Genomic DNA, 19467 nt, shown 5'->3' on the forward strand with positions numbered 1-19467 from the left:
CCGTGGACACCACGGATCCCATGGGTGTTCCCCTTCCCCAGCCGTGCGGTACGCGCCTGGCGTGGCGTACTGCACGTTTGTCCAGCTAGACGGCTGGGGGCGGGAACCGGTTGTACGGACAAGGCAGTTCACGTGTCATGAATTCGCAACAACGAGGGAGCCGCGCCGTTGTGCCCGCGCGCACCGCGTCCCGTACAGCGTGATCCCGGCGACGCCGGCCACGGCCAGCAGGCCGAGCGTCACCGTGGCGCTCCAGCCGCCCGCGTGGAACGCCATCGCGCCGAGCGTGCCGCCCGCGCTGGAGCCGAGGTAGTACGCCGACTGGTAGAGCGCGGACGCCTGGGCGCGGCCCGACTTCGCGGTGTGGCTGACCGAGGAGGAGGCGACCGCGTGCCCGGCGAAGAAACCGGCGGTGATCAGCACCAGGCCGGCCAGTACTCCGGCCAGCGAGTCGGACAGCGAGAGCAGCAGTCCGGCGGCCGTGGTGGAACCGGCCAGGTAGAGCGCGCCGCGCCGTCCGGTACGGGCCACCAGCCGGCCCGCGCCCGCCGAGGAGAGCGTGCCCACCAGGTAGACCAGGAAGATCGAGCCGACGACACCCTGCGGGAGGTTGAACGGCGCCTCGACGAGCCGGTAGCCGATCACCGTGTAGACCGCGCCGAAGACGGTCATGAAGAGCGCGCCGATCGCGTACAGCCGCCGCAGCAGCGGGTCGGACAGGTGCCCGCCCACGGTCTTCGCCAGCACCCGCGGGTTCAGCGTCCCGGGGCGGAAGTTGCGCGCCCTCGGCAGCAGCAGCCGGAAGAGCACCGCGCACACCAGCGCCATCAGGGCCACGGAGGCCAGCGCGGCGCGCCAGCCCCACAGCTGGGCGACCCAGCCGGTGACGATCCGGCCGCTCATGCCGCCGATGGAGTTGCCCGCCACGAACAGCCCGATCGCCGCGATCAGCGCCTTGGGGCGCACCTCCTCCGCCAGGTACGCCATCGCCGAGGCCGGCAGCCCGGCCAGTGCCGCGCCCTGCACCGCGCGCAGCGCGATCAGCCAGCCCACGTTCGGCGCGAGCGGCACCAGCAGCGCGACGCCGACCGCGACCACCAGGGAGTACGTCATCAGGGTGCGCCGCCCGAACCGCTCGGACAGTGCGCTGAGCGGCAGTACGAACAGGGCGAGCGCGCCGGTCGCCGCCGACACCGTCCAGCTCGCCTGCGCGGCGCTGACGCCGAGGTCGGCGGAGATCGCGGGCAGCAGGGCCTGGGTGGAGTAGAGGAGGGCGAAGGCCGCCATGCCCGCCGCGAAGAGCGCGAGGCTCATCCGCCGGAAGGCGGGGGAGGAGGGGCTGAGGCGCGTATCGGCGGGCGCAGCGGCAGCAGAAGCACCACTGGACCCAGCGGAAACAGAGGAATCGAAGGAATCAGAAGGCTCGGCGCCCACAACTACAGGCATGGACGCCGTGGTACTGGCGGAAGGCATGCTCAGAACCTAGGCCCGGCCTTCTCATGCGTCCAATGCACAAACCCTCGATAATTCATCCCATGCAGCATCAGCACAGCTCACAGCGTCGCCTGTCACCGAGTAGTTACGAAGAAGACATTTCTCAGGTGCTCGCGCCGAGGCTCGCCCAGTTCGCGGCGGTGGCCCGGCACGAGCACGTCACCCGGGCCGCCCACGAGCTGGGCGTACCGCAGTCGACGCTGTCGCGGGCCATGGTCCGTCTCGAACAGGACCTGGACGTGGCCCTGTTCGCCCGCAAGGGCCGCACCCTCGCCCTCACCCCGGCCGGCCGCACCTTCCTGACCACCGTCGAACGGGCCCTCGCCGAGGTGGAGAAGGCCGCCGAGTCGGTCCGCGCGGACGCCGACCCCACCTCGGGCAAGGTCGCCTTCGGCTTCCTGCACACCATGGGCTCGGAGACCGTGCCCGCGCTGATCCGCGCCTTCCGCGCCGACCACCCGCACATCCGCTTCCAGCTCGTCCAGAACTACGGCGAGGCCATGCTGGAGCGGCTGCGCGCCGGCGACCTGGACCTCTGCCTCACCTCGCCGGTGCCCGAGGCCCCCGACCTGGTGGCCCGACGGCTCGACGAGCAGCGGCTGCGGCTGGTGGTCCCCGACGACCACCGGCTGGCCGGCCGCAAGCGGATCCGGCTGGCCGAGGCCGCCGACGAGGCCTTCGTCACCCTGGAGCCGGGCTACGGCCTGCGCCGGATCACCGACGACCTGTGCGCCGAGGCGGGCTTCCGCCCCAAGGTCGCCTTCGAGGGGGAGGAGGCGGAGACCCTGCGCGGGCTGGTCGCGGCCGGGCTCGGAGTGGCCCTGCTGCCGCCGCCCGCGGTGGCCCGTCCCGGCGTCGTGGAACTGACGGTGACCGCGCCCCGCGCGGCCCGCGAGATCGGTGTCGCCTGGCTGGACGGCCACCCGGACACACCCCCGGTGGCCGCCTTCAAACGCTTCCTGCTCTCCCGGCGCGGCCACATCCTCCCGCAGACGGCCCTGCTGGAGGTCACGGACCGCACCGCCGCCCCGGACTGACCGCGCCCGCCGCCCCGGGCCACGGCCCCGCCCCGCTACGGACTGACCGCCAGCACCAGGTACGCCGCGAACAGCGACAGGTGCACGCCGCCCTGCAGCGGCGTCGCCCGGCCCGGTACGAAGGTCAGCGTGCCCACCGCGACCGTCAGCGCCAGCAGCACCATGTGGGTGGCCCCGAGGCCGAGCAGCAGCGGGCCGTCCATCCAGATCGACGCGATGGCGACGGCCGGGATGGTGAGGCCGATGCTGGCCATGGCCGACCCGAGCCCGAGGTTGAGGCTGGTCTGCACCCGGTCCCGCTTGGCGGCCCGTACGGCGGCGATGCTCTCCGGCAGGAGCACCAGCAGCGCGATCACCACACCCACCACGGACGCGGGCAGCCCGGCCGCCTCCACACCGCTCTCGATGGTCGGTGAGACGCCCTTCGCGAGCCCGACCACCGCGACCAGCGAGACGGCCAGCAGCCCGAGGCTGATCAGCGCGACCCGGGCGGGCGGCGGATCGGCGTGGTCGTCCTCGTCGATGACCTTGCCCTCCTGGGTCACGGGAAGGAAGTAGTCCCGGTGCCGCACGGTCTGCGTCAGGACGAACAGGCCGTAGATGAGCACGGCGGCGATGGCCGCGAAGATGAGCTGCGTCGGGGTGAACTCCGGGCCCGGCGTGCTCGTCGTGAACGTCGGCAGCGCGAGGCTGAGCCCGGCCAGCGTGGCCACCGCGCCGAACGCGGCCACCGACCCCTCCGGGTTGAACACGGCGACCCGCCGCTTGAGCGCCCCCACCAGCAGCGAGATGCCGACGATGCCGTTCAGCGTGATCATGACGGCGGCGAAGACGGTGTCCCGGGCCAGTGAGGCGCTCTTGTCGCCGCCGTCGGCCATGAGGGTGACGATGAGGGCGACCTCGATGATCGTCACGGCCACGGCGAGCACCAGCGACCCGAAGGGCTCGCCCACCCGGTGGGCCACGACCTCCGCGTGGTGCACGGCGGCGAGGACGGCCCCGCCGAGGAACACCGCAAGCAGCGCCACCACCGGCCCCGGCATCTCGCGCCCCCAGGAGAACGCGAGCAGGACGAGTGCGAGTACGGGCACGAAGGAGGCCCAGTGGGTGGGTCTGATGCGGTCCACGCTGCTGCTCATGGTGTCGAGGGTGTCAGAGGGACTAAAGTCCCGCGCGCGGTGACCCCTGGAGGGGGTACGGCCTCGCGGCCCCGGCCCGCCCCCGTGTCAGCTCCGGCCCCCCGCACCGAAGCCGGAGGCCAGAGGCATCCGCAGGCCCAACGGGGGCGGCGCCGCGAGCGCGTCGGCGACCGCCCTCGCGTACGGGCGCCCGAACAGGGAGCCGAGGACGAAGTCGGCGACCAGCGCCCGGACCTCCCCGCGGTGCTGCCGCATCCCGTGCCCGTCCGAGTGCACCTCGAACCGGCAGGTGTCCCGGTTCGCCTTCTTCACCCGCTCCGCCAGCCGGAACGACAGCTCCGGATCGGCCCGCCCGTCGTCGGTGCCGTGCACGATCAGCACCTGCCGGCCCACCAGTTGCCGTACGGGCTCCTCGTCGGCCGCCCCGCCGGGCAGCCAGGGCGCCAGCGCCACCACCGGGCCGACCGCCTCGTGCCCGGCCGCCCGCAGCGCCGCCCGGCCGCCCATGTCGAGCCCGGCCAGACACACCGGCACGTCCCCGTACCGCCGTACGACCTCCTCCACGGCCCACTGCGCGTCCGCGGCCAGCCGGGCCGCGCCCCCGTTCCAGCCGCGCCCCCGGTAGCGCACCAGGTGCACCGCCAGGCCCTCGCTCCCGCCCGCGGCGGCGAGTTCGCGGGCCAGCGGCCGGGCCGCCGCGTACGCCCAGGGAGAGGGGCCCCTGGCGGACTCCGGTTCGCCGCCCGGTAAGACGAGCACCACGCCGTTCACGGTGGCCGGAGCACCAACGGCCCGCCCCAGCCGGGCGGTCGGGCCCGGCTCGACTTGCTGTGTCATGGCAGAACAGTCTCAGAAGTCGAGATGGACTCCACCCGTACGCACGGTCACTGTTACGTATCGACCGGGCACGATCTACGCGCGTAGGGGCTAGAGTGCCCAGATGACGAGCCAGACCACGCGCCCGACCACGGGTCCGAACCCCAACACGCCCACCGTGGACCAGATTCGCCGCGCACCGAAGGTGCTGCTGCACGACCACCTCGACGGCGGGCTGCGCCCCGGCACCATCGTCGACCTCGCCCGCGAGAGCGGTTACGCGAACCTCCCCGAGACCGACGCCGACAAGCTCGGCATCTGGTTCCGCGAGGCCGCCGACTCCGGCTCGCTGGAGCGCTACCTGGAGACGTTCGCGCACACCTGCGCCGTCATGCAGACCCGCGAGGCGCTGTTCCGGGTGGCCGCCGAGTGCGCCGAGGACCTCGCCGAGGACGGCGTCGTCTACGCCGAGATCCGGTACGCGCCCGAGCAGCACCTGGAGAAGGGCCTCACCCTCGAAGAGGTCGTCGAAGCGGTCAACGACGGCTTCCGCGAGGGCGAGCGCCGGGCCAGGGAGAACGGCCACCGCATCCGCGTCGGCGCCCTCCTCACGGCGATGCGGCACGCCGCCCGCGCCCTGGAGATCGCCGAACTCGCCAACCGCTACCGCGACTCGGGCGTGGTCGGCTTCGACATCGCGGGCGCCGAGGCGGGCTTCCCTCCCACCCGCCACCTCGACGCCTTCGAGTACCTCAAGCGCGAGAACAACCACTTCACCATCCACGCCGGTGAGGCGTTCGGGCTCCCCTCCATCTGGCAGGCCCTCCAGTGGTGCGGCGCCGACCGCCTGGGCCACGGCGTGCGCATCATCGACGACATCGAGGTCGCCGAGGACGGCGGCGTGAAGCTGGGCCGGCTGGCCGCGTACGTACGGGACAAGCGCATCCCGCTGGAGATGTGCCCCACCTCCAACCTGCAGACCGGAGCGGCCACCTCGTACGCCGACCACCCCTTCGGCCTGCTGCGCAAGCTTCAGTTCCGGGTCACCGTGAACACCGACAACCGGCTGATGTCCGGCACCAGCATGAGCCGCGAGTTCGAGCACCTGATCGGCGCTTTCGGCTACACGCTCGACGACATGCTGTGGACCACGGTCAATGCGATGAAGAGCGCTTTCATTCCTTTCGATGAACGACTCGCCATGATCAGCGACGTCATCAAGCCCGGTTACGCCGAGCTGAAGTCGGAGTGGCTCTTCCAGTAAATCGCCCTGACCAGCGGTTTCCCTTAATGGAAGCAGTTGATCCCAGGGAGAGCACAGGCGGCCGGGAAGATCAAGTCCCGGCCGCGGGGTGGTGTTTGCGGGGGTCGAGGGGCTCTGACTAGCTTGCAGAGCCGCTCACTTCCCCCCATCTCTGAGGACGTTGTTTTCATGAAGCAGTCTGCTGGCAAGACCCTCGGTGTCGCCGCTCTCGGCGCGGCCTTCGTCGCCGCTGCCGCCGGTTCCGCCGCCGCGGCCCCCGGCCTCCCGGACGCGGCCGGTGCGCTCGGCGCCGTCACGGCCGCCGTGCCGGTCGACCAGGTCGCCACCGCCCTCCCCGCCGGCGCCCCGGAGGCGCTGAAGGGCGGCCAGGAAGCCCTCGGCAGGAGCACCCAGAACGCCGCCATGCCCGCCGGTGACAGCGCGGACCCCGTCAAGGGCCTCCTCGGCGGCCTGCCGACCCAGGGCCTCCCCACCCAGGGTCTGCCCACCGGTGCGCTCCCGGGCGTCGGCGCCTGACCCGCGGCCGACCGCGTACACGAAAGGGGCGCTCCACCCGGCATCCGGGTGGAGCGCCCCTTTCGCTTACTTCGTCGTCGGTGGTCGTTACCAGGCGGTCTTCGACGTCTTCTCGCCCGGCAGGAAGATCCACAGACCCAGGTAGATCAGGAACTGCGGACCCGGCAGCAGGCACGACGCCAGGAAGATCACGCGCATCGTGGTCGCGGAGGTGCCGAAGCGCCGTGCCAGCGCTGCGCACACTCCGCCGATCACACGGCCGTCGCGGGGGCGGACAAGTGCGGTCATGGCGGGCTCCTTCGCGAGCATCAGAGGCTCAGTGGGGGAACCTCCGTAGTGGGCTCCCGATGTATCCATGGTCCCCGGGAACCGGCCCCTCCCGCATCGCTCTACGGGGCGACGCCGACCCTGGTAATCCTCGGGGTACCCCCGGTCCGGGCCTCCTCTTTAGTAAGGGGAGCACCCCCTACCCGAGTACGAGCCGCCGTCCACCTGCGACGCAGCCGCGCCCGCGTCAGCGGTACGACGGCGAGGTGGGCCAGTGCGATCCCCACGGTGTTCAGCAGCAGCGAGTCCACGTCCACCACCTGACCGGGCACCCCCGTCTGCCACAGCTCGATGCCCAGCGACAGCATCGCCCCGGCCGCCACCGTACGGAGCAGGGAGACGAACGGCGACGCGAACAGCCGCCCGCCCGCCATCGGCAGCAGCACCCCGAGCGGCGCGAGCAGCAGCAGCCCCTCACCGATCCGGCGGGCCGCCTCCACGGGGCCGAGCGCCAGGTCGGCCCGGATGCCGGCCAGCGGCTGGAGATTGGGTGCGGTCACCCAGAGCACGTCGTCGAGGGGACGCAGGGTCACCCAAGCCACGAGCAGGAGATGCGTGAGGAGGAGGAGACTCCCCGCCACGCGGAAGCGGATGACGGCACTGCCGCTCAGACCTGGACGCACGCCCCCCAAGACGCGGGGCGTGCGCGGATCGGTTCCGCGCGGACCGAAGAGGACCCGGAAGGTTCGCCCCACGGCCGCCCGCAGGTTTATTGACACGCTTGTCCGTGTACACCCAGGTCGGCGGCCCGCCCGGCGGGAGCAGGACGCCCCGCCGGACGCGTCACGGCAGCTGCGGAGCCGACCCCGAGGGCGCCGCCGGGGCCGACGGCGAGGGCCGCAGGTCGCCCAGGGCCGGCACGCCCTCGGGCCGCGCCTTCAGCGCCGCCGTGCACTGGTACTTCCGCGGCGGATCCTCGGACGGACCGCCCAGCTCCACCGAACCGCCGCCGTCGTCCGCCGCGCTCCCCGAGTACGTACAGACGATCTGGGCCAGCGCGTGCGGCGGCAGGTCGTCGGGCTGGCGGCTGAGCCGCAGCGTCTCGGCCGGATCGCCGGACCGGGGCCCCGACACCGTCAGCGAACCGCGCACGTCCGTGCTGAATCCGGCCTGCTGCTCCTCCTCCGAGGGCTCCTCCTGCAACTCGTCGAGGAGCGCCTGCGCGGCCCGCATCCGGTCCGCCGCCATCTTCTCCGAGGACACGTTCACCACCCGCTGCACGGAGACCAGCCCCGCCCCGCACACCAGGAAGACCCGGACCGTACTGCCCGCCTCCGACCGGTCGGCCTCCTTCACCCCGGGGACGTCGCAGGACACCCGGGACGGTGCGGGCCCCGCGTCCACCGGCACCTGGGTGCTGCGGATACCGCACCCGGCCGTACCGGCGAGCGTGGCGAGCACGGCGACGGCGAGGGCCGCCCGCGCCCCCCGGCGGCGCGCCGAAGAGGGCTTCGTACCCGGTGCCATCAGTTCTCCTCCCGGCCCGGACCCCGGCCGTCCGCGTCCTCGCCGCCGCCGTCGGCGCTCTCCTCGGGCGACCCGTCGCGCGGCAGCCGCAGGGTGAACACCGCACCCCCTTCGAGCGAGTTGGCCGCGGTGATGGTTCCGCCGTGGATCAGCGCGTTCTCCATCGCGATCGACAGGCCGAGGCCGCTGCCCTCGGAACGGGGGCGCGAGGCGCTCGCCTTGTAGAAGCGGTCGAAGACGTGCGGCAGCACATCGGCGGGGATGCCGGGCCCGTGGTCCCGCACCTCGATGACCAGCTCCTCGTCCACGGCCCGCACCGACACGCCCACCGGCGAGCCGCCGTGCTTGAGCGCGTTGCCCACCAGGTTCGCCAGGATGACGTCGAGCCGGCGCGGGTCGAGCCGTGCCATCAGCCCGCGCTCCGCGTCCAGCTCGACGGCGTCCAGCCAGGCCCGCGCGTCCAGACAGGCCGTCAGCTGGTCGACCACGTCCACGTCGTCCAGCACCAGCCGGGCGGTCCCCGCGTCGAAGCGGGTGACCTCCATCAGGTTCTCCACCAGGTCGTTCAGCCGCCGGGTCTCGCTGACCACCAGGTGCACGGCGGGCGCGATCATCGGGTCGAGGCTGTCCGCCTCGTCCTCCAGCACCTCGGCGACCGCCGTGATCGCGGTCAGCGGGGTGCGCAGTTCGTGCGACATGTCGGCGACGAACCTGCGGCTCGCCTCCTCGCGCGCACTCATGTCGGCGACCTTCTTCTCCAGCTGCGCGGCGGTCCGGTTGAACGTCCGGGACAGATCCGCCAGTTCGTCGGTGCCCGACACCCGAAGCCGGGTGTCCAGCTTCCCCTCGCCCAGCCTGCGGGCCGCGTCCCCCAGCCGCTGCACCGGCTTGAGCACGGTCGTCGCCGCGGCCTGCGCGAGCAGCGCGGACCCCAGCAGCGCGAGCCCCGTCGCGATCCCCAGCGACCAGGCCAGCGAATTCAGGTCGTCCCGCTCCTGCTTGAGCGAGGTCAGCATGTAACCGGTCGGCCCGCCGCCGATCACCTTGGCCCCGCCCACCAGGTACGGAGTCCCGCCGTGCAGCTTCGTACGCACCCAGAACAGGTGGTACGGGTAGGCGTTGCCCGCGCTGACCGGCTGCGCCCGGTTCACCTGCTCCTGGAGCTTGGCCGGCACGTCGTCCAGGGTGAAGGCGTCCAGGTCGGAGTAGCCCACCGCCGGCTTGCCGCCGTCCGTGCGGCCGACGAGCAGCACGCTGTAACCGGGGCTGCTGCTCATCGCCGCCATCTGCTCGGCGGCCGTCTGCAGTTCGGACTGGGTGGGCTGCAGCGGCAGGGTGGCGACCCGGCTCTGCATGGACTGCCGGAAGTCGTTGAGGGCGCTGTCCTGGGTACGGGTCAGCACGGCTTCCCGGTTGAGCCAGTACGCGATCCCCGCCACCGACACCGCGGCGGTCAGGGCCACCAGCGCGAACACCACGACGAGCCGCAGCCGCAGGCTGGTCCAGCGCAGCCCGGCCAGCAGGGCGCGCTTCAAGCGTTTCTTCACGAAGGCGAGTCCAGCCGGTAGCCGACACCACGGACGGTACGGATCAGGGTCGGCGAGGACGGCACGTCCTCGACCTTCGCCCGCAGCCGCTGCACGCACGCGTCGACCAGCCGCGAGTCACCGAGGTAGTCGTGCTCCCACACCAGCCGCAGCAACTGCTGCCGGGACAGCGCCTGTCCGGGCCGCCGGCTCAGCTCCAGGAGCAGCCGCAGCTCGGTGGGGGTGAGCTGGAGGTCCTCGCCGTTCTTCGTCACGGTCATCGCGGACCGGTCGATCACCAGCGAGCCGAACGACGCCGCGTCGTTGGCCTCGCGCTCGCCGCGCCGCAGCACGGCCCGGATGCGCGCGTCGAGCACCCGGCCCTGCACCGGCTTCACGACGTAGTCGTCCGCGCCCGACTCCAGACCGACCACGACGTCGATGTCGTCACTGCGCGCGGTCAGCAGGATGATCGGCAACTGGTCCGTCCGTCTGATCCGGCGGCACACCTCGAAACCGTCGATTCCGGGCAGCATCACGTCCAGCACGATCAGATCGGGCCGTTGTTCGCGCAGCAGTTTCAAACCGTCCTCACCGGTTGCCGCCGTGGCAACACGGTGTCCCTGGCGCGTGAGCGACAGCTCAAGCGCCGTACGGATGGCGTCGTCGTCCTCGATCAGCAACAGGAAGGGCACCCGCTCATTCTGGCCCATGGGGGCGTACGAGTTCGACAGTTGGAGCGCTCCCATCGCTCAAGCCCCATGTCGCAGGGGGTGCGAACGGCCCGTTCCGCTTGGACTTGAGGCTTTTCCGACCCCTGTGACGCGCCTGTGACAGTCGCCGGACAGCCCCATGAAACTGCGCGGGCAAAGTCTTCTGCACACGGACCGATACGGACTCCACCGACGGGGGGCGCGAGATGAACGCACTGCACAGCACCAACTCAAGCGCAGTTGTCACGCGTCTCCACGACGTCGTACGGAGCATCGAGAAGTCCGGTGCTGTGACCGGGCGGGGGTGCGGTCGCGGCGCCGGGCGTCAGCGGTCGTCCATGTACAGCCAGTACATGACGATCGTGGACGTGCCGGGGGGGAACACCGGGGGGGCCACGGGGGGGAACACCGGGGGGACCGGGGAAGCTGCCGGGGGGACGCTCGGGGGAGCGTCGGCAGCACGGGCGACGTACGGGGAGGGCTCGGGGGAGCGGGCGCACGCGACGGCGGCGGAGGCGGAGTTCACCGCCTACGTCCAGGAGCGCCGCGCCTCCCTGTACGCGACCGCCTACCACCTGACCGGCGACCGCTTCGAGGCCGAGGACCTGCTGCAGAGCGCCCTCTTCTCGACGTACCGCGCCTGGGACAGGATCAGCGACAAGGCGGCGGTCGGGGGTTACCTCCGCCGCACCATGACCAACCTGCACATCAGCCAGTGGCGCCGCCGCAAGCTGAACGAGTACCCGACGGAGGAGCTGCCGGAGACGGTCGGCGACACGGACGCGATGCGCGGCACCGAACTGCGCGCGGTCCTGTGGCAGGCCCTGGCACGCCTCCCCGAACTCCAGCGCACGATGCTCGTCCTGCGCTACTACGAGGGCCGCACCGATCCGGAGATCGCGGACATCCTCGACATCAGTGTCGGCACGGTGAAGTCCAGCATCTGGCGGTCGCTCCGCCGGCTGCGCGAGGACGAGGTCCTCAGCTTCGGCCGTGACGAGGAGGAGTCCTTCGGCGAGCTGGTCGCCTGAAGGGCGTGTGGTGCCCGGGGACGTCGGCTGGTCGTCCAAGGGCCACGGGGGAACCGCCGTGTCGGGGGAGACGGCGGAAGCACGGGGGATGCGGAGCGGGATCACGTCGGCCGGGGGGTCTGACGAGGTCCCGCTTTTCGCGTGTGTGGGGGTGAAGTCCCGCTTTCCGCGTGTGTGGGGGTGAATCCGTGGGTGTACGGGTGTCCGTTGGGCGTACCGGGTTCGGTGGACGTGCGGGTGTCCGTGGGCGTACGGGGTCGGCGGATGTACGGGTGTCCGTGGGCGTGCGTGTTCCGCCGCGCGTGCGGGTTTCGGTGCGTGTACGGGGCGGTCCGGGGGCCCTGTTGCGCTAGGCCGCGTGTTCGGCGGTCGCGGATTCGGGGCGGGTGGCCCGGGGGACGGCGCCGGGGCAGCGTCCCGCGGCTGCCGCGGCGAGCCGGCCCAGGGCCTCGTCCTTGCCGCAGGGGTGCGCGCCCAGCGCCACCTGACGGGCCACGATGCCCCGCTCCAGCCGCATCAGCCGCCAGCCGCGGCGCAGCAGCACCGGCACCGACTTGCGGCCCTCGCGCAGATCGCGGGCCAGCCGGCGTCGGAACGTGGTCGACGGCCGGCCGCGCAGGCACAGCGCGTCCGCCAGCAGTCCCAGTTCCCGGCAGCGGGACACGATGTCCGCCGCGAAGATGCCCTCCGCGATGAACAGGGGCGTGCGCTCGATGTCGAGCGCCTCCTCGTCCACCCGTGAGCTGGTGGAGATGTCGTACACCGGAACGGTGGTGCGCCCGGTCCGGCAGAGCCGCTCGATCGCGGCGACCGCCACGTCCGCGTCCCACGACAGCGGGGAGTCCCAGTCGGTGTCCCCGGCCCCCGTCAGCTGCGGCAGCGTCGGGTCACCGGCCTCCTTGTAGAAGTCGTCCAGCCGCAGCACGGGCAGGCCCGCACGGGCGGCGAGGGACGACTTTCCGGAGCCGGAAGGGCCTGCGAGGAGGACGACGCGGGCGGATATGGGAGAAGAGCTCACGGGAGACAAGTGTGCGGCATCGACCCCCGGCGGGTCTCCCCGGGCGACGGTGCGGGCTTCGGATGCGCGACTCAACTACTCTGCGTGTGCGCACGATCACGCGCTTCGTTCGCTCGCGTCGTGCGCCGCACCGTCACGCCGATACGCAGATGGGTAGTTCACCTCATGGCACGTCACGCACATCCCAGCCCCCAGCGCCGCGCCCTGCTCCAGGCCGGTCTCGCGGTGACCGCGGTCGGAGCGGCCCTCGCGGCGGGAGCCGGAGCGGCCCAGGCGGCCCCGGCCGTTCCGCCGCCGGCCGCGCCCACGGCCCCGGACCAGGTGCTGCTGGGGGCGCTCCAGCAGTCCGCTTCGTCGGGGCTGGGTCCGGTGACGCACATGCGGCTGGACCCGCTGGCGGGGACCGAGGCGGACCCGCTGAACAATGCGGTGGGGACGCAGGTGGCGGACTTCAAGCCGGTGTCGACGGAGGTGGTGACGGGGGCGATCTCGCAGGGCGGGGCGCTCAAGGACCTCCCCCTGGCGGGCCCCGCCACCCAACTCCTCCCCCACTAACCCCCTTGCGGACCCAGGGTCCGCCTTTGCCCCGCTCCCCCGTGGGCCCAGGGGCCACCTTTGCCCCGCCCCGCCCTCCGTGGGCACAGGGGCCGCCCCCCTGGGGCGGAACGGGTGGGCACGGGGGGCGGCCCCCGACCCCGGCCCGCCCTCTCCGCTCCCGGCCCGCCCCGGTGAGCCCGTACCGGACGCGCCTTACGAGTGCGGCGGCACAGCGGTGTGCGGTGCGGACGCGTGGCCGGGCGGGGCCCGGTGTGCGGCTCCGCCGGGGGCCGCCCCCTTGCCCGCCCGTTCCGCCCCCGGGGGCGGCCCCGCCGCCCAAGGGGACGGGGCGAGCGAGAGGTGCGGCGCCGCCGCCCAAGGGGTTACGTGGCGAGGAGGGTGATGAGGGCGAGGAGGCCGATGACGCACGGGACGATCACCTCGTACGCCCACCGCACCACCACCTCCCCCCGCGCCTCTTCCCGCCCCGCGTTGACCTCCGCCATCTCCTGAAGGTCCTGCACGGTCTGGTCGCTCGCCGCGACCAGCCTGGCCCCGCTGCGGCCCGCCGGGGAGGTCCTGCCGAAGGACGTGCGGCTCGCGCGCGGGTCGTCGGCCGCCGCCGCCCTCGCCTGGTTGCGCACCGCCTTCTTGCGCTGGCGCAGCGAGACCGGGATGGCCCACAGCTGGTACTTCGAGCCGTCCGCCAGGACCTCGCTGGAGTACCCCGTACGGACCGCGTCGACCTTCGCCCAGGGCAGCACGATCGACCGGAACGGGTTGCGGATGCGCAGCCGGTTGTCGTTCACGTACACGGCGGGCCGCAGCAGGAACGCCACCACCAGCGGCACCGCGAACACCAGCCCCGCCAGTACCGTCCACACCGTGCGCGCCTCGCTCTTGAGCATCGCGTCCACGGCGAGCCAGGCGGCGACCGCCAGCAGCAGGCAGCCCCACACGACATTGCCGTTGGAGCGGAAGACCCGGTCGGCGTAGACCGTGGCCGAGTCCGCGGCCGGGCCCGTGGCCGAGTCCGCGGCGGAGCCCGCCGCGCCGTCCGCCGGTGCGTCCTTCGCTGCGTCCGTCGGCCGGTCGGTGCCTTCGGTGCCTTCGGTGCCTTCGGGACCGCCGGTGCCTTCGGGGCCGTCGGGGGCGGGGGAGGAGGGGCCGGTGCTTGTCATGGGCCCGATTCTGCCCGACGCCGGTTCGGATGCCAGTGCGGGACCGGGCCGGGCGGGGGCGGAGCGCCGGCCGGGGGCGAGGGAGAGGGGAGAGGGTGGTGATTTGGGGGTGAGTGTCCGTCCGTGTGCCCTTGGGGTGCGGAGTGTGTTCCTTCCCTTCCGTCCACAGGCTGTACAGGCCGCTACGCGCGTAGATATGCTCCAGTGGTGACCATGTCCCACTCCGCATCCGCTCCCGCATCCGCATTTGTCGACGCGACCGCGTCCGACAGCGCACTGCGCCGCTTCCTGCACGGGCTGCCCGGCGTCGACGCCGTCGGCCTGGAGGCGCGCGCCGCCGCGCTCGGCACGCGGTCGATCAAGACCACGGCCAAGGCGTACGCCATCGACCTGGCCATCTCGATGATCGACCTGACCACGCTCGAAGGCGCGGACACCCCGGGCAAGGTCCGGGCGCTGTGCGCCAAGGGCGCCCACCCGGACCCCACCGACCGCACGACCCCCACGGTCGCCGCGATCTGCGTGTATCCCGACATGGCGGCCACCGCCAAGGAGGCCCTGGCCGGTACCGGCATCAAGGTGGCCTCCGTCGCGACCGCCTTCCCGGCGGGCCGCGCGGCCCTGCCCGTCAAGCTGGCCGACGTGCGCGACGCCGTCGAGGCGGGTGCGGACGAGATCGACATGGTGATCGACCGGGGTGCCTTCCTGGCCGGGCACTACCTCAAGGTCTACGAGGAGATCGTGGCCGTGAAGGCCGAGTGCGGCGACCGGGCCCGCCTCAAGGTGATCTTCGAGACCGGTGAGCTGTCCACGTACGACAACATCCGCCGCGCCTCCTGGATCGGCATGATGGCCGGCGCCGACTTCATCAAGACGTCGACGGGCAAGGTGGCCGTGAACGCCACCCCCGCCAACACCCTCCTCATGCTGGAAGCCGTCCGGGACTACCGCGCGCAGACCGGCATCCAGATCGGTGTGAAGCCGGCCGGCGGCATCCGCTCCACCAAGGACGCGCTCAAGTTCCTGGTGCTGGTGAACGAGACCGTGGGCGCGGACTGGCTGGACAACCAGTGGTTCCGCTTCGGCGCCTCCAGCCTCCTCAACGACCTGCTGATGCAGCGTCAGAAGCTCAGCACGGGCCGCTACTCCGGCCCCGACTACGTGACGGTGGACTGATCCGCATGACCTTTGAGTACGCACCCGCGCCGGAGTCGCGCGCAGTCGTCGACATCGCGCCGAGCTACGGCCTGTTCATCGACGGCGAGTTCGCCGAGGCGGCCGACGGCAAGGTCTTCAAGACCGTCTCGCCGTCCACCGAGGAGGTCCTGTCCGAGGTGGCCCTCGCGGGCCAGGACGACGTGGACCGCGCCGTGAAGGCCGCCCGCAAGGCCTTCGAGAAGTGGTCCGCGCTGCCCGGCTCCGAGCGCGCGAAGTACCTCTTCCGCATCGCCCGCATCATCCAGGAGCGCAGCCGTGAGCTGGCCGTCCTGGAGACGCTGGACAACGGCAAGCCGATCAAGGAGACCCGCGACGCGGACCTCCCGCTGGTCGCCGCGCACTTCTTCTACTACGCGGGCTGGGCCGACAAGCTCGACCACGCGGGCTACGGCGCCAACCCCCGCCCGCTGGGCGTCGCGGGCCAGGTCATCCCCTGGAACTTCCCGCTGCTGATGCTGGCCTGGAAGATCGCCCCGGCGCTCGCCACCGGCAACACCGTCGTCCTGAAGCCCGCCGAGACCACCCCGCTCTCCGCGCTCTTCTTCGCTGACATCTGCCGCCAGGCGGGTCTGCCGCGCGGCGTCGTCAACATCCTGCCCGGGTACGGCGAGACGGGTGCCGCCCTGGTCGCCCACCCCGACGTCAACAAGGTCGCCTTCACCGGCTCGACCGGCGTCGGCAAGGCCATCGCCCGTACGGTCGCGGGCTCGCGGAAGAAGGTCACCCTCGAACTGGGCGGCAAGGGCGCCAACATCGTCTTCGACGACGCGCCCATCGACCAGGCCGTCGAGGGCATCGTCACCGGCATCTTCTTCAACCAGGGCCAGGTCTGCTGCGCGGGCTCCCGCCTGCTGGTCCAGGAGTCGATCCAGGACGAGCTGCTGGACGCCCTCAAGCGCCGCCTCTCGACCCTCCGCCTGGGCGACCCGCTCGACAAGAACACCGACATCGGCGCGATCAACTCCGCCGAGCAGCTCGCCCGGATCACCGCGCTCGCCGAGACCGGCGAGGCCGAGGGCGCCGAGCGCTGGTCCGCCCCGTGCGAGCTGCCGTCCTCCGGCTACTGGTTCGCCCCGACGCTCTTCACGAACGTCACCCAGGCGCACACCGTCGCCCGCGACGAGATCTTCGGCCCGGTGCTGTCGGTGCTCTCCTTCCGCACGCCGGACGAGGCCGTCGCCAAGGCCAACAACACGCAGTACGGCCTCTCCGCCGGCATCTGGACGGAGAAGGGCTCGCGCATCCTCGCGGTCGCGAACAAGCTCCGGGCGGGCGTCGTCTGGGCCAACACATTCAACAAGTTCGACCCCACCTCGCCGTTCGGCGGCTACAAGGAGTCGGGTTACGGCCGCGAGGGCGGTCGCCACGGCCTGGAGGCGTACCTCGATGTCTGAGTCGACCGACGTGAAGCAGTCCGACGTGAAGCGCCTGGGCGTCTTCAAGACCTACAAGCTGTACGTCGGGGGCAAGTTCCCCCGCTCCGAGAGCGGCCGGGTGTACGAAGTGCAGGACAGCAAGGGCAACTGGCTCGCCAACGCGCCCCTGGCCTCCCGCAAGGACGCCCGGGACGCGGTCGTCGCGGCCCGCAAGGCCTTCGGCGGCTGGTCCGGCGCGACCGCGTACAACCGGGGCCAGATCCTCTACCGCATCGCCGAGATGCTGGAGGGCCGCCGCGAGCAGTTCGTCCGGGAGATCGGCGAGGCCGAGGGCCTGTCGAAGTCCAAGGCGGGCGCGGTCGTCGACGCGGCGATCGACCGCTGGGTCTGGTACGCGGGCTGGACCGACAAGATCGCCCAGATCGCGGGCGGCGGCAACCCGGTCGCGGGCCCGTTCTTCAACCTCTCCACCCCGGAGCCGACCGGCGTGGTGGCGGTCCTCGCCCCGCAGGAGTCGTCCTTCCTCGGTCTGGTCTCGGTGATCGCCCCGGTGATCGCGGCCGGCAACACGGTCGTCGTGGTCGCCTCCGAGAGGTCCCCGCTCCCCGCCCTGTCCCTGGGCGAGGTCCTGGCGACCTCCGACCTGCCCGGCGGCGTCGTCAACCTGCTGACCGGCAGGGCCTCGGAGATCGCTCCGTCCCTCGCCGCGCACCAGGACGTCAACGCGATCGACCTCACGGGCGCGGGCGCGGGCAGCGACCTGGCCCGCGACCTGGAGATCGCGGCGGCGGACAACCTGAAGCGCGTCCTGCGCCCGACGGCCGCACCGGACTGGACGGCCCCCCAGGGCACGGAACGCCTGACGGCCTTCCTGGAGACCAAGACGGTCTGGCACCCGACGGGTTCGCTGGGCGCCTCGGGCTCGGCGTACTGACGACCCACGCGCGCCCGCCCCGGCCCCCGTACCTCCGCGGTACGGGGGCCTCGTCGTACCCGGGCCGGGGTACGAGGGCCCGCGCTCCCGGTCCCGCGGCCCCTGCCCGGGGCTACGTCCGGAAGCGCTGCCGGTACTCCGTCGGGGTGGTGTCCAGTTTGCGGCGGAAGGCGCGGATCAGGGTGTCCGTGGTGCCGAAGCCGCAGGTGGTGGCGATGCGTTCGAGGGTGGCGTCGGTGGATTCCAGCTGGTTGCGGGCGCGTTCGACCCGGACCGACTCGACGTAGGCGCTCGGCGTCATGCCCAGTTCGGTCTTGAAGATGCGGGTGAGCTGGCGTTCGCCGACGTGGGCGTGGGTGGCGAGGTCGGGGACCGTGAGCGGGCGGGTGATGTTGTCCATGATGTGCAGCCGCAGGTCCTCGATGCGGCGGGTGGTGGAGACCGGTTCGAGGGGGACGCTGAACTGGCTCTGCCCGCTGGGGCGTTTGAGGTACATCACCAGCTGGCGGGCGACGCGCAGCGCGGTCGTCTCGCCGTGGTCGTCGGCGACCAGGGCGAGCGAGAGGTCCAGGCAGGCGCTGATGCCCGCCCCCGTCCACACGTCTCCCTGGCGGATGAAGATCGGGTCGGCGTCGACCTCGACCTCCGGGTGCTCGGTGGCGAGCTGCCGGGCCGTCGACCAGTGCGTGGTGGCGCGCTTGCCGTCGAGCAGGCCCGCCGCGGCGAGCAGGTGCGCGCCCACGCACACCGAGGTCACCCGCCGGGAGCGCGCGGCGAGCGTGCGCACGCGGGCGACCACCGCCGGGTCGGTGAGGGCGTGTACGCGGCCGTGGGCGTCCACCTCCACCGAGCCCGGCACGAGGAGCGTGTCGATGGGGCGTGCGGCGGCCTCCTCGAAGGTGGCGTCGGGCAGGAGGCGCACCCCCGCGGAGGTGGTGACGGGGTCCGGGGTCTCGGCGGCCAGTACGACGTCGTAGCCGGACGTGTCGTCCGGGCCCAGCTCCCGGCGCAGCAGCGCGAACACCTCGGGCGGGCCCGTCACGTCGAGCAGGTCGACCCCCTCGAAGAGGACGATCACGACGGTGCGCTTCACAGGGGCTCCTCGGGCCGGGCTTCGATGTCGGTATCTGCATGTTAGATGGCATTGCCGACATGCGTGCTCGCTTCTAGCGTTGTTCTCGCAGCTCACCGGAGTCGGTGGGCCACCTCAACCCCGTACGACACCCGAGGCGGTACAGCCATGTCCACGACCACCCTGCGCGCGCTCAACGGCTTCGACGAGACGCCCGCGACGCTGGCGGACTCGACCCTGATCCTGGTCGACTACCAGAACACCTACACCCGCGGCGTGATGGAGCTGGACGGCTGGCGGGCGGCGCTCGACGCGGCGGCCGAGCTGCTGGGCCGGGCCCGTGCGGCCGGGGCGAAGGTCGTCCACGTCATCAACGACGGCGGCGAGGGCACCCCGTACGACATCCGCGCGGAGATCGGGCGGATCCACCCGGCCGTGGCCCCCGTGGAGGGCGAGCCAGTGGTCGTCAAGACGGTCCCCAACGGGTTCGTCGACACCGAACTCGGCGACCGGGTCGACGAGGCCGGGAACCAGGACGTGGTCATCGCCGGATTTATGACGCACATGTGCGTCCAGTTCACCGCCCAGGGCGCCTTCCTGCGCGGCAACCGCCCCACCGTGGTCGCCGACGCGTCGGCCACCCGCCCGCTGCCGGTGGCCACCCTGGCCGGCGAACTGCCCGCCGAGCAGGTGCACCACGCCGCGCTGGCGACCGTCGCCGACCTCTACGGAGTCGTCGTCCCGCACGGCAAGTCGCTGGTGTGAGGCCCCGCGGCAGCGGTCCGGAGAACACCTCAAAAA

At 72.3% G+C, this 19467-nt stretch carries 20 protein-coding genes; 9 read left to right on the forward strand and 11 right to left on the reverse strand.

The window, feature by feature from the left end; translation table 11 throughout:
* Positions 1 to 135: 135 nt before the first annotated feature.
* A complete protein-coding gene (locus ACFYVL_RS12365) occupies positions 136 to 1473 on the reverse strand; it encodes an MFS transporter (RefSeq protein ID WP_389243573.1) in 1338 nt (445 codons plus the stop codon).
* A 62-nt stretch (positions 1474 to 1535) separates the two neighbouring features.
* Between ACFYVL_RS12365 and ACFYVL_RS12370 the strand changes: the two genes are divergently transcribed.
* Positions 1536 to 2531 carry a LysR family transcriptional regulator gene (locus ACFYVL_RS12370; protein ID WP_389243575.1) on the forward strand — a complete coding sequence of 332 codons (996 nt, stop codon included), beginning with the start codon at positions 1536 to 1538 and terminating at the stop codon, positions 2529 to 2531.
* 35 nt (positions 2532 to 2566) lie between these two features.
* Here the strand turns inward: ACFYVL_RS12370 and ACFYVL_RS12375 are convergent, their stop codons facing one another.
* Both ACFYVL_RS12375 and ACFYVL_RS12380 read right to left on the reverse strand, forming a co-directional pair.
* Positions 2567 to 3670 (reverse strand): calcium:proton antiporter, encoded by a 1104-nt coding sequence (locus tag ACFYVL_RS12375; RefSeq protein ID WP_389243576.1) that lies wholly within the window; start codon positions 3668 to 3670, stop codon positions 2567 to 2569.
* An 87-nt stretch (positions 3671 to 3757) separates the two neighbouring features.
* Complete coding sequence (locus ACFYVL_RS12380; protein WP_389243578.1) at positions 3758 to 4507, reverse strand: alpha/beta hydrolase; 750 nt, start codon at positions 4505 to 4507, stop codon at positions 3758 to 3760.
* 103 nt (positions 4508 to 4610) lie between these two features.
* Here ACFYVL_RS12380 and ACFYVL_RS12385 point away from each other — a divergent pair, with 103 nt between their 5' ends.
* Together ACFYVL_RS12385 and ACFYVL_RS12390 are read left to right on the forward strand one after the other, a co-directional pair.
* Positions 4611 to 5750 carry an adenosine deaminase gene (locus ACFYVL_RS12385; protein ID WP_389243580.1) on the forward strand — a complete coding sequence of 380 codons (1140 nt, stop codon included), beginning with the start codon at positions 4611 to 4613 and terminating at the stop codon, positions 5748 to 5750.
* A gap of 168 nt (positions 5751 to 5918) precedes the next feature.
* On the forward strand, positions 5919 to 6266 hold the full coding sequence (locus ACFYVL_RS12390) for an ATP-binding protein (RefSeq protein ID WP_389243582.1): 348 nt from the start codon (positions 5919 to 5921) through the stop codon (positions 6264 to 6266).
* Between the two features lie 87 nt (positions 6267 to 6353).
* Here the strand turns inward: ACFYVL_RS12390 and ACFYVL_RS12395 are convergent, their stop codons facing one another.
* The 5 genes from ACFYVL_RS12395 to afsQ1 form a co-directional block, all read right to left on the reverse strand.
* Complete coding sequence (locus ACFYVL_RS12395) at positions 6354 to 6554, reverse strand: PspC domain-containing protein (RefSeq protein WP_345228776.1); 201 nt, start codon at positions 6552 to 6554, stop codon at positions 6354 to 6356.
* A gap of 101 nt (positions 6555 to 6655) precedes the next feature.
* Positions 6656 to 7216 (reverse strand): VanZ family protein, encoded by a 561-nt coding sequence (locus tag ACFYVL_RS12400; protein ID WP_389243584.1) that lies wholly within the window; start codon positions 7214 to 7216, stop codon positions 6656 to 6658.
* 160 nt (positions 7217 to 7376) lie between these two features.
* Complete coding sequence (locus ACFYVL_RS12405) at positions 7377 to 8060, reverse strand: hypothetical protein (protein ID WP_389243586.1); 684 nt, start codon at positions 8058 to 8060, stop codon at positions 7377 to 7379.
* On the reverse strand, positions 8060 to 9607 hold the full coding sequence (locus ACFYVL_RS12410) for an ATP-binding protein (RefSeq protein WP_389243588.1): 1548 nt from the start codon (positions 9605 to 9607) through the stop codon (positions 8060 to 8062). The genes ACFYVL_RS12405 and ACFYVL_RS12410 overlap by 1 nt, the downstream gene beginning before the upstream one ends.
* A complete protein-coding gene (gene afsQ1 / locus ACFYVL_RS12415) occupies positions 9604 to 10281 on the reverse strand; it encodes a two-component system response regulator AfsQ1 (RefSeq protein WP_185028289.1) in 678 nt (225 codons plus the stop codon). The genes ACFYVL_RS12410 and afsQ1 overlap by 4 nt, the downstream gene beginning before the upstream one ends.
* Before the next feature lie 224 nt (positions 10282 to 10505).
* On the opposite strand from afsQ1, the gene ACFYVL_RS12420 reads away from it, so the two are divergent.
* Positions 10506 to 11330 (forward strand): SigE family RNA polymerase sigma factor, encoded by an 825-nt coding sequence (locus ACFYVL_RS12420; protein ID WP_389243590.1) that lies wholly within the window; start codon positions 10506 to 10508, stop codon positions 11328 to 11330.
* 349 nt (positions 11331 to 11679) lie between these two features.
* Here ACFYVL_RS12420 and ACFYVL_RS12425 read toward each other — a convergent pair whose 3' ends face one another.
* Positions 11680 to 12348 (reverse strand): uridine kinase, encoded by a 669-nt coding sequence (locus ACFYVL_RS12425; RefSeq protein ID WP_389243592.1) that lies wholly within the window; start codon positions 12346 to 12348, stop codon positions 11680 to 11682.
* A 165-nt stretch (positions 12349 to 12513) separates the two neighbouring features.
* Between ACFYVL_RS12425 and ACFYVL_RS12430 the strand changes: the two genes are divergently transcribed.
* The gene (locus tag ACFYVL_RS12430) at positions 12514 to 12903 is read left to right on the forward strand and encodes a hypothetical protein (protein ID WP_389243593.1); all 390 of its coding nucleotides are present in this window, start codon (positions 12514 to 12516) and stop codon (positions 12901 to 12903) included.
* Positions 12904 to 13268: 365 nt separating this feature from the next.
* Here the strand turns inward: ACFYVL_RS12430 and ACFYVL_RS12435 are convergent, their stop codons facing one another.
* Complete coding sequence (locus tag ACFYVL_RS12435) at positions 13269 to 14066, reverse strand: PH domain-containing protein (protein WP_389243595.1); 798 nt, start codon at positions 14064 to 14066, stop codon at positions 13269 to 13271.
* Between the two features lie 213 nt (positions 14067 to 14279).
* On the opposite strand from ACFYVL_RS12435, the gene deoC reads away from it, so the two are divergent.
* From deoC to ACFYVL_RS12450, 3 genes are read left to right on the forward strand one after another with little or no spacing between them, the layout of a single operon-like run.
* On the forward strand, positions 14280 to 15242 hold the full coding sequence (deoC, locus tag ACFYVL_RS12440; RefSeq protein WP_389243598.1) for a deoxyribose-phosphate aldolase: 963 nt from the start codon (positions 14280 to 14282) through the stop codon (positions 15240 to 15242).
* A complete protein-coding gene (locus tag ACFYVL_RS12445; RefSeq protein ID WP_389244183.1) occupies positions 15242 to 16678 on the forward strand; it encodes an aldehyde dehydrogenase family protein in 1437 nt (478 codons plus the stop codon). The genes deoC and ACFYVL_RS12445 overlap by 1 nt, the downstream gene beginning before the upstream one ends.
* Positions 16671 to 17594 (forward strand): aldehyde dehydrogenase family protein, encoded by a 924-nt coding sequence (locus tag ACFYVL_RS12450; RefSeq protein ID WP_389243600.1) that lies wholly within the window; start codon positions 16671 to 16673, stop codon positions 17592 to 17594. The genes ACFYVL_RS12445 and ACFYVL_RS12450 overlap by 8 nt, the downstream gene beginning before the upstream one ends.
* Before the next feature lie 112 nt (positions 17595 to 17706).
* Here ACFYVL_RS12450 and ACFYVL_RS12455 read toward each other — a convergent pair whose 3' ends face one another.
* Positions 17707 to 18687: a GlxA family transcriptional regulator gene (locus ACFYVL_RS12455; protein ID WP_389243602.1), complete on the reverse strand. Its 981-nt coding sequence runs from the start codon at positions 18685 to 18687 to the stop codon at positions 17707 to 17709.
* Between the two features lie 147 nt (positions 18688 to 18834).
* Here ACFYVL_RS12455 and ACFYVL_RS12460 point away from each other — a divergent pair, with 147 nt between their 5' ends.
* Positions 18835 to 19431, forward strand: coding sequence for a cysteine hydrolase family protein (locus ACFYVL_RS12460; RefSeq protein ID WP_389243604.1), 597 nt, complete (start codon positions 18835 to 18837; stop codon positions 19429 to 19431).
* Positions 19432 to 19467: the final 36 nt, after the last annotated feature.

Origin of the sequence: Streptomyces sp. NPDC004111, assembly GCF_042874215.1 — a bacterium.
GTDB lineage: Bacteria > Actinomycetota > Actinomycetes > Streptomycetales > Streptomycetaceae > Streptomyces.

What these genes read in the sequence shown, in the direction of transcription:
- ACFYVL_RS12430 (WP_389243593.1), top strand. Translation starts at nt 12,514, where the DNA reads ATGGCACGTCACGCACATCCCAGCCCCCAGCGCCGCGCCCTGCTCCAG.
- ACFYVL_RS12375 (WP_389243576.1), bottom strand. Translation starts at nt 3,670, where the DNA reads ATGAGCAGCAGCGTGGACCGCATCAGACCCACCCACTGGGCCTCCTTC.
- ACFYVL_RS12390 (WP_389243582.1), top strand. Translation starts at nt 5,919, where the DNA reads ATGAAGCAGTCTGCTGGCAAGACCCTCGGTGTCGCCGCTCTCGGCGCG.
- deoC (WP_389243598.1), top strand. Translation starts at nt 14,280, where the DNA reads ATGTCCCACTCCGCATCCGCTCCCGCATCCGCATTTGTCGACGCGACC.
- ACFYVL_RS12435 (WP_389243595.1), bottom strand. Translation starts at nt 14,066, where the DNA reads ATGACAAGCACCGGCCCCTCCTCCCCCGCCCCCGACGGCCCCGAAGGC.
- ACFYVL_RS12405 (WP_389243586.1), bottom strand. Translation starts at nt 8,060, where the DNA reads ATGGCACCGGGTACGAAGCCCTCTTCGGCGCGCCGCCGGGGGGCGCGG.
- ACFYVL_RS12365 (WP_389243573.1), bottom strand. Translation starts at nt 1,473, where the DNA reads ATGCCTTCCGCCAGTACCACGGCGTCCATGCCTGTAGTTGTGGGCGCC.
- ACFYVL_RS12460 (WP_389243604.1), top strand. Translation starts at nt 18,835, where the DNA reads ATGTCCACGACCACCCTGCGCGCGCTCAACGGCTTCGACGAGACGCCC.
- ACFYVL_RS12380 (WP_389243578.1), bottom strand. Translation starts at nt 4,507, where the DNA reads ATGACACAGCAAGTCGAGCCGGGCCCGACCGCCCGGCTGGGGCGGGCC.
- ACFYVL_RS12450 (WP_389243600.1), top strand. Translation starts at nt 16,671, where the DNA reads ATGTCTGAGTCGACCGACGTGAAGCAGTCCGACGTGAAGCGCCTGGGC.
- ACFYVL_RS12370 (WP_389243575.1), top strand. Translation starts at nt 1,536, where the DNA reads ATGCAGCATCAGCACAGCTCACAGCGTCGCCTGTCACCGAGTAGTTAC.
- ACFYVL_RS12420 (WP_389243590.1), top strand. Translation starts at nt 10,506, where the DNA reads ATGAACGCACTGCACAGCACCAACTCAAGCGCAGTTGTCACGCGTCTC.
- ACFYVL_RS12385 (WP_389243580.1), top strand. Translation starts at nt 4,611, where the DNA reads ATGACGAGCCAGACCACGCGCCCGACCACGGGTCCGAACCCCAACACG.
- ACFYVL_RS12395 (WP_345228776.1), bottom strand. Translation starts at nt 6,554, where the DNA reads ATGACCGCACTTGTCCGCCCCCGCGACGGCCGTGTGATCGGCGGAGTG.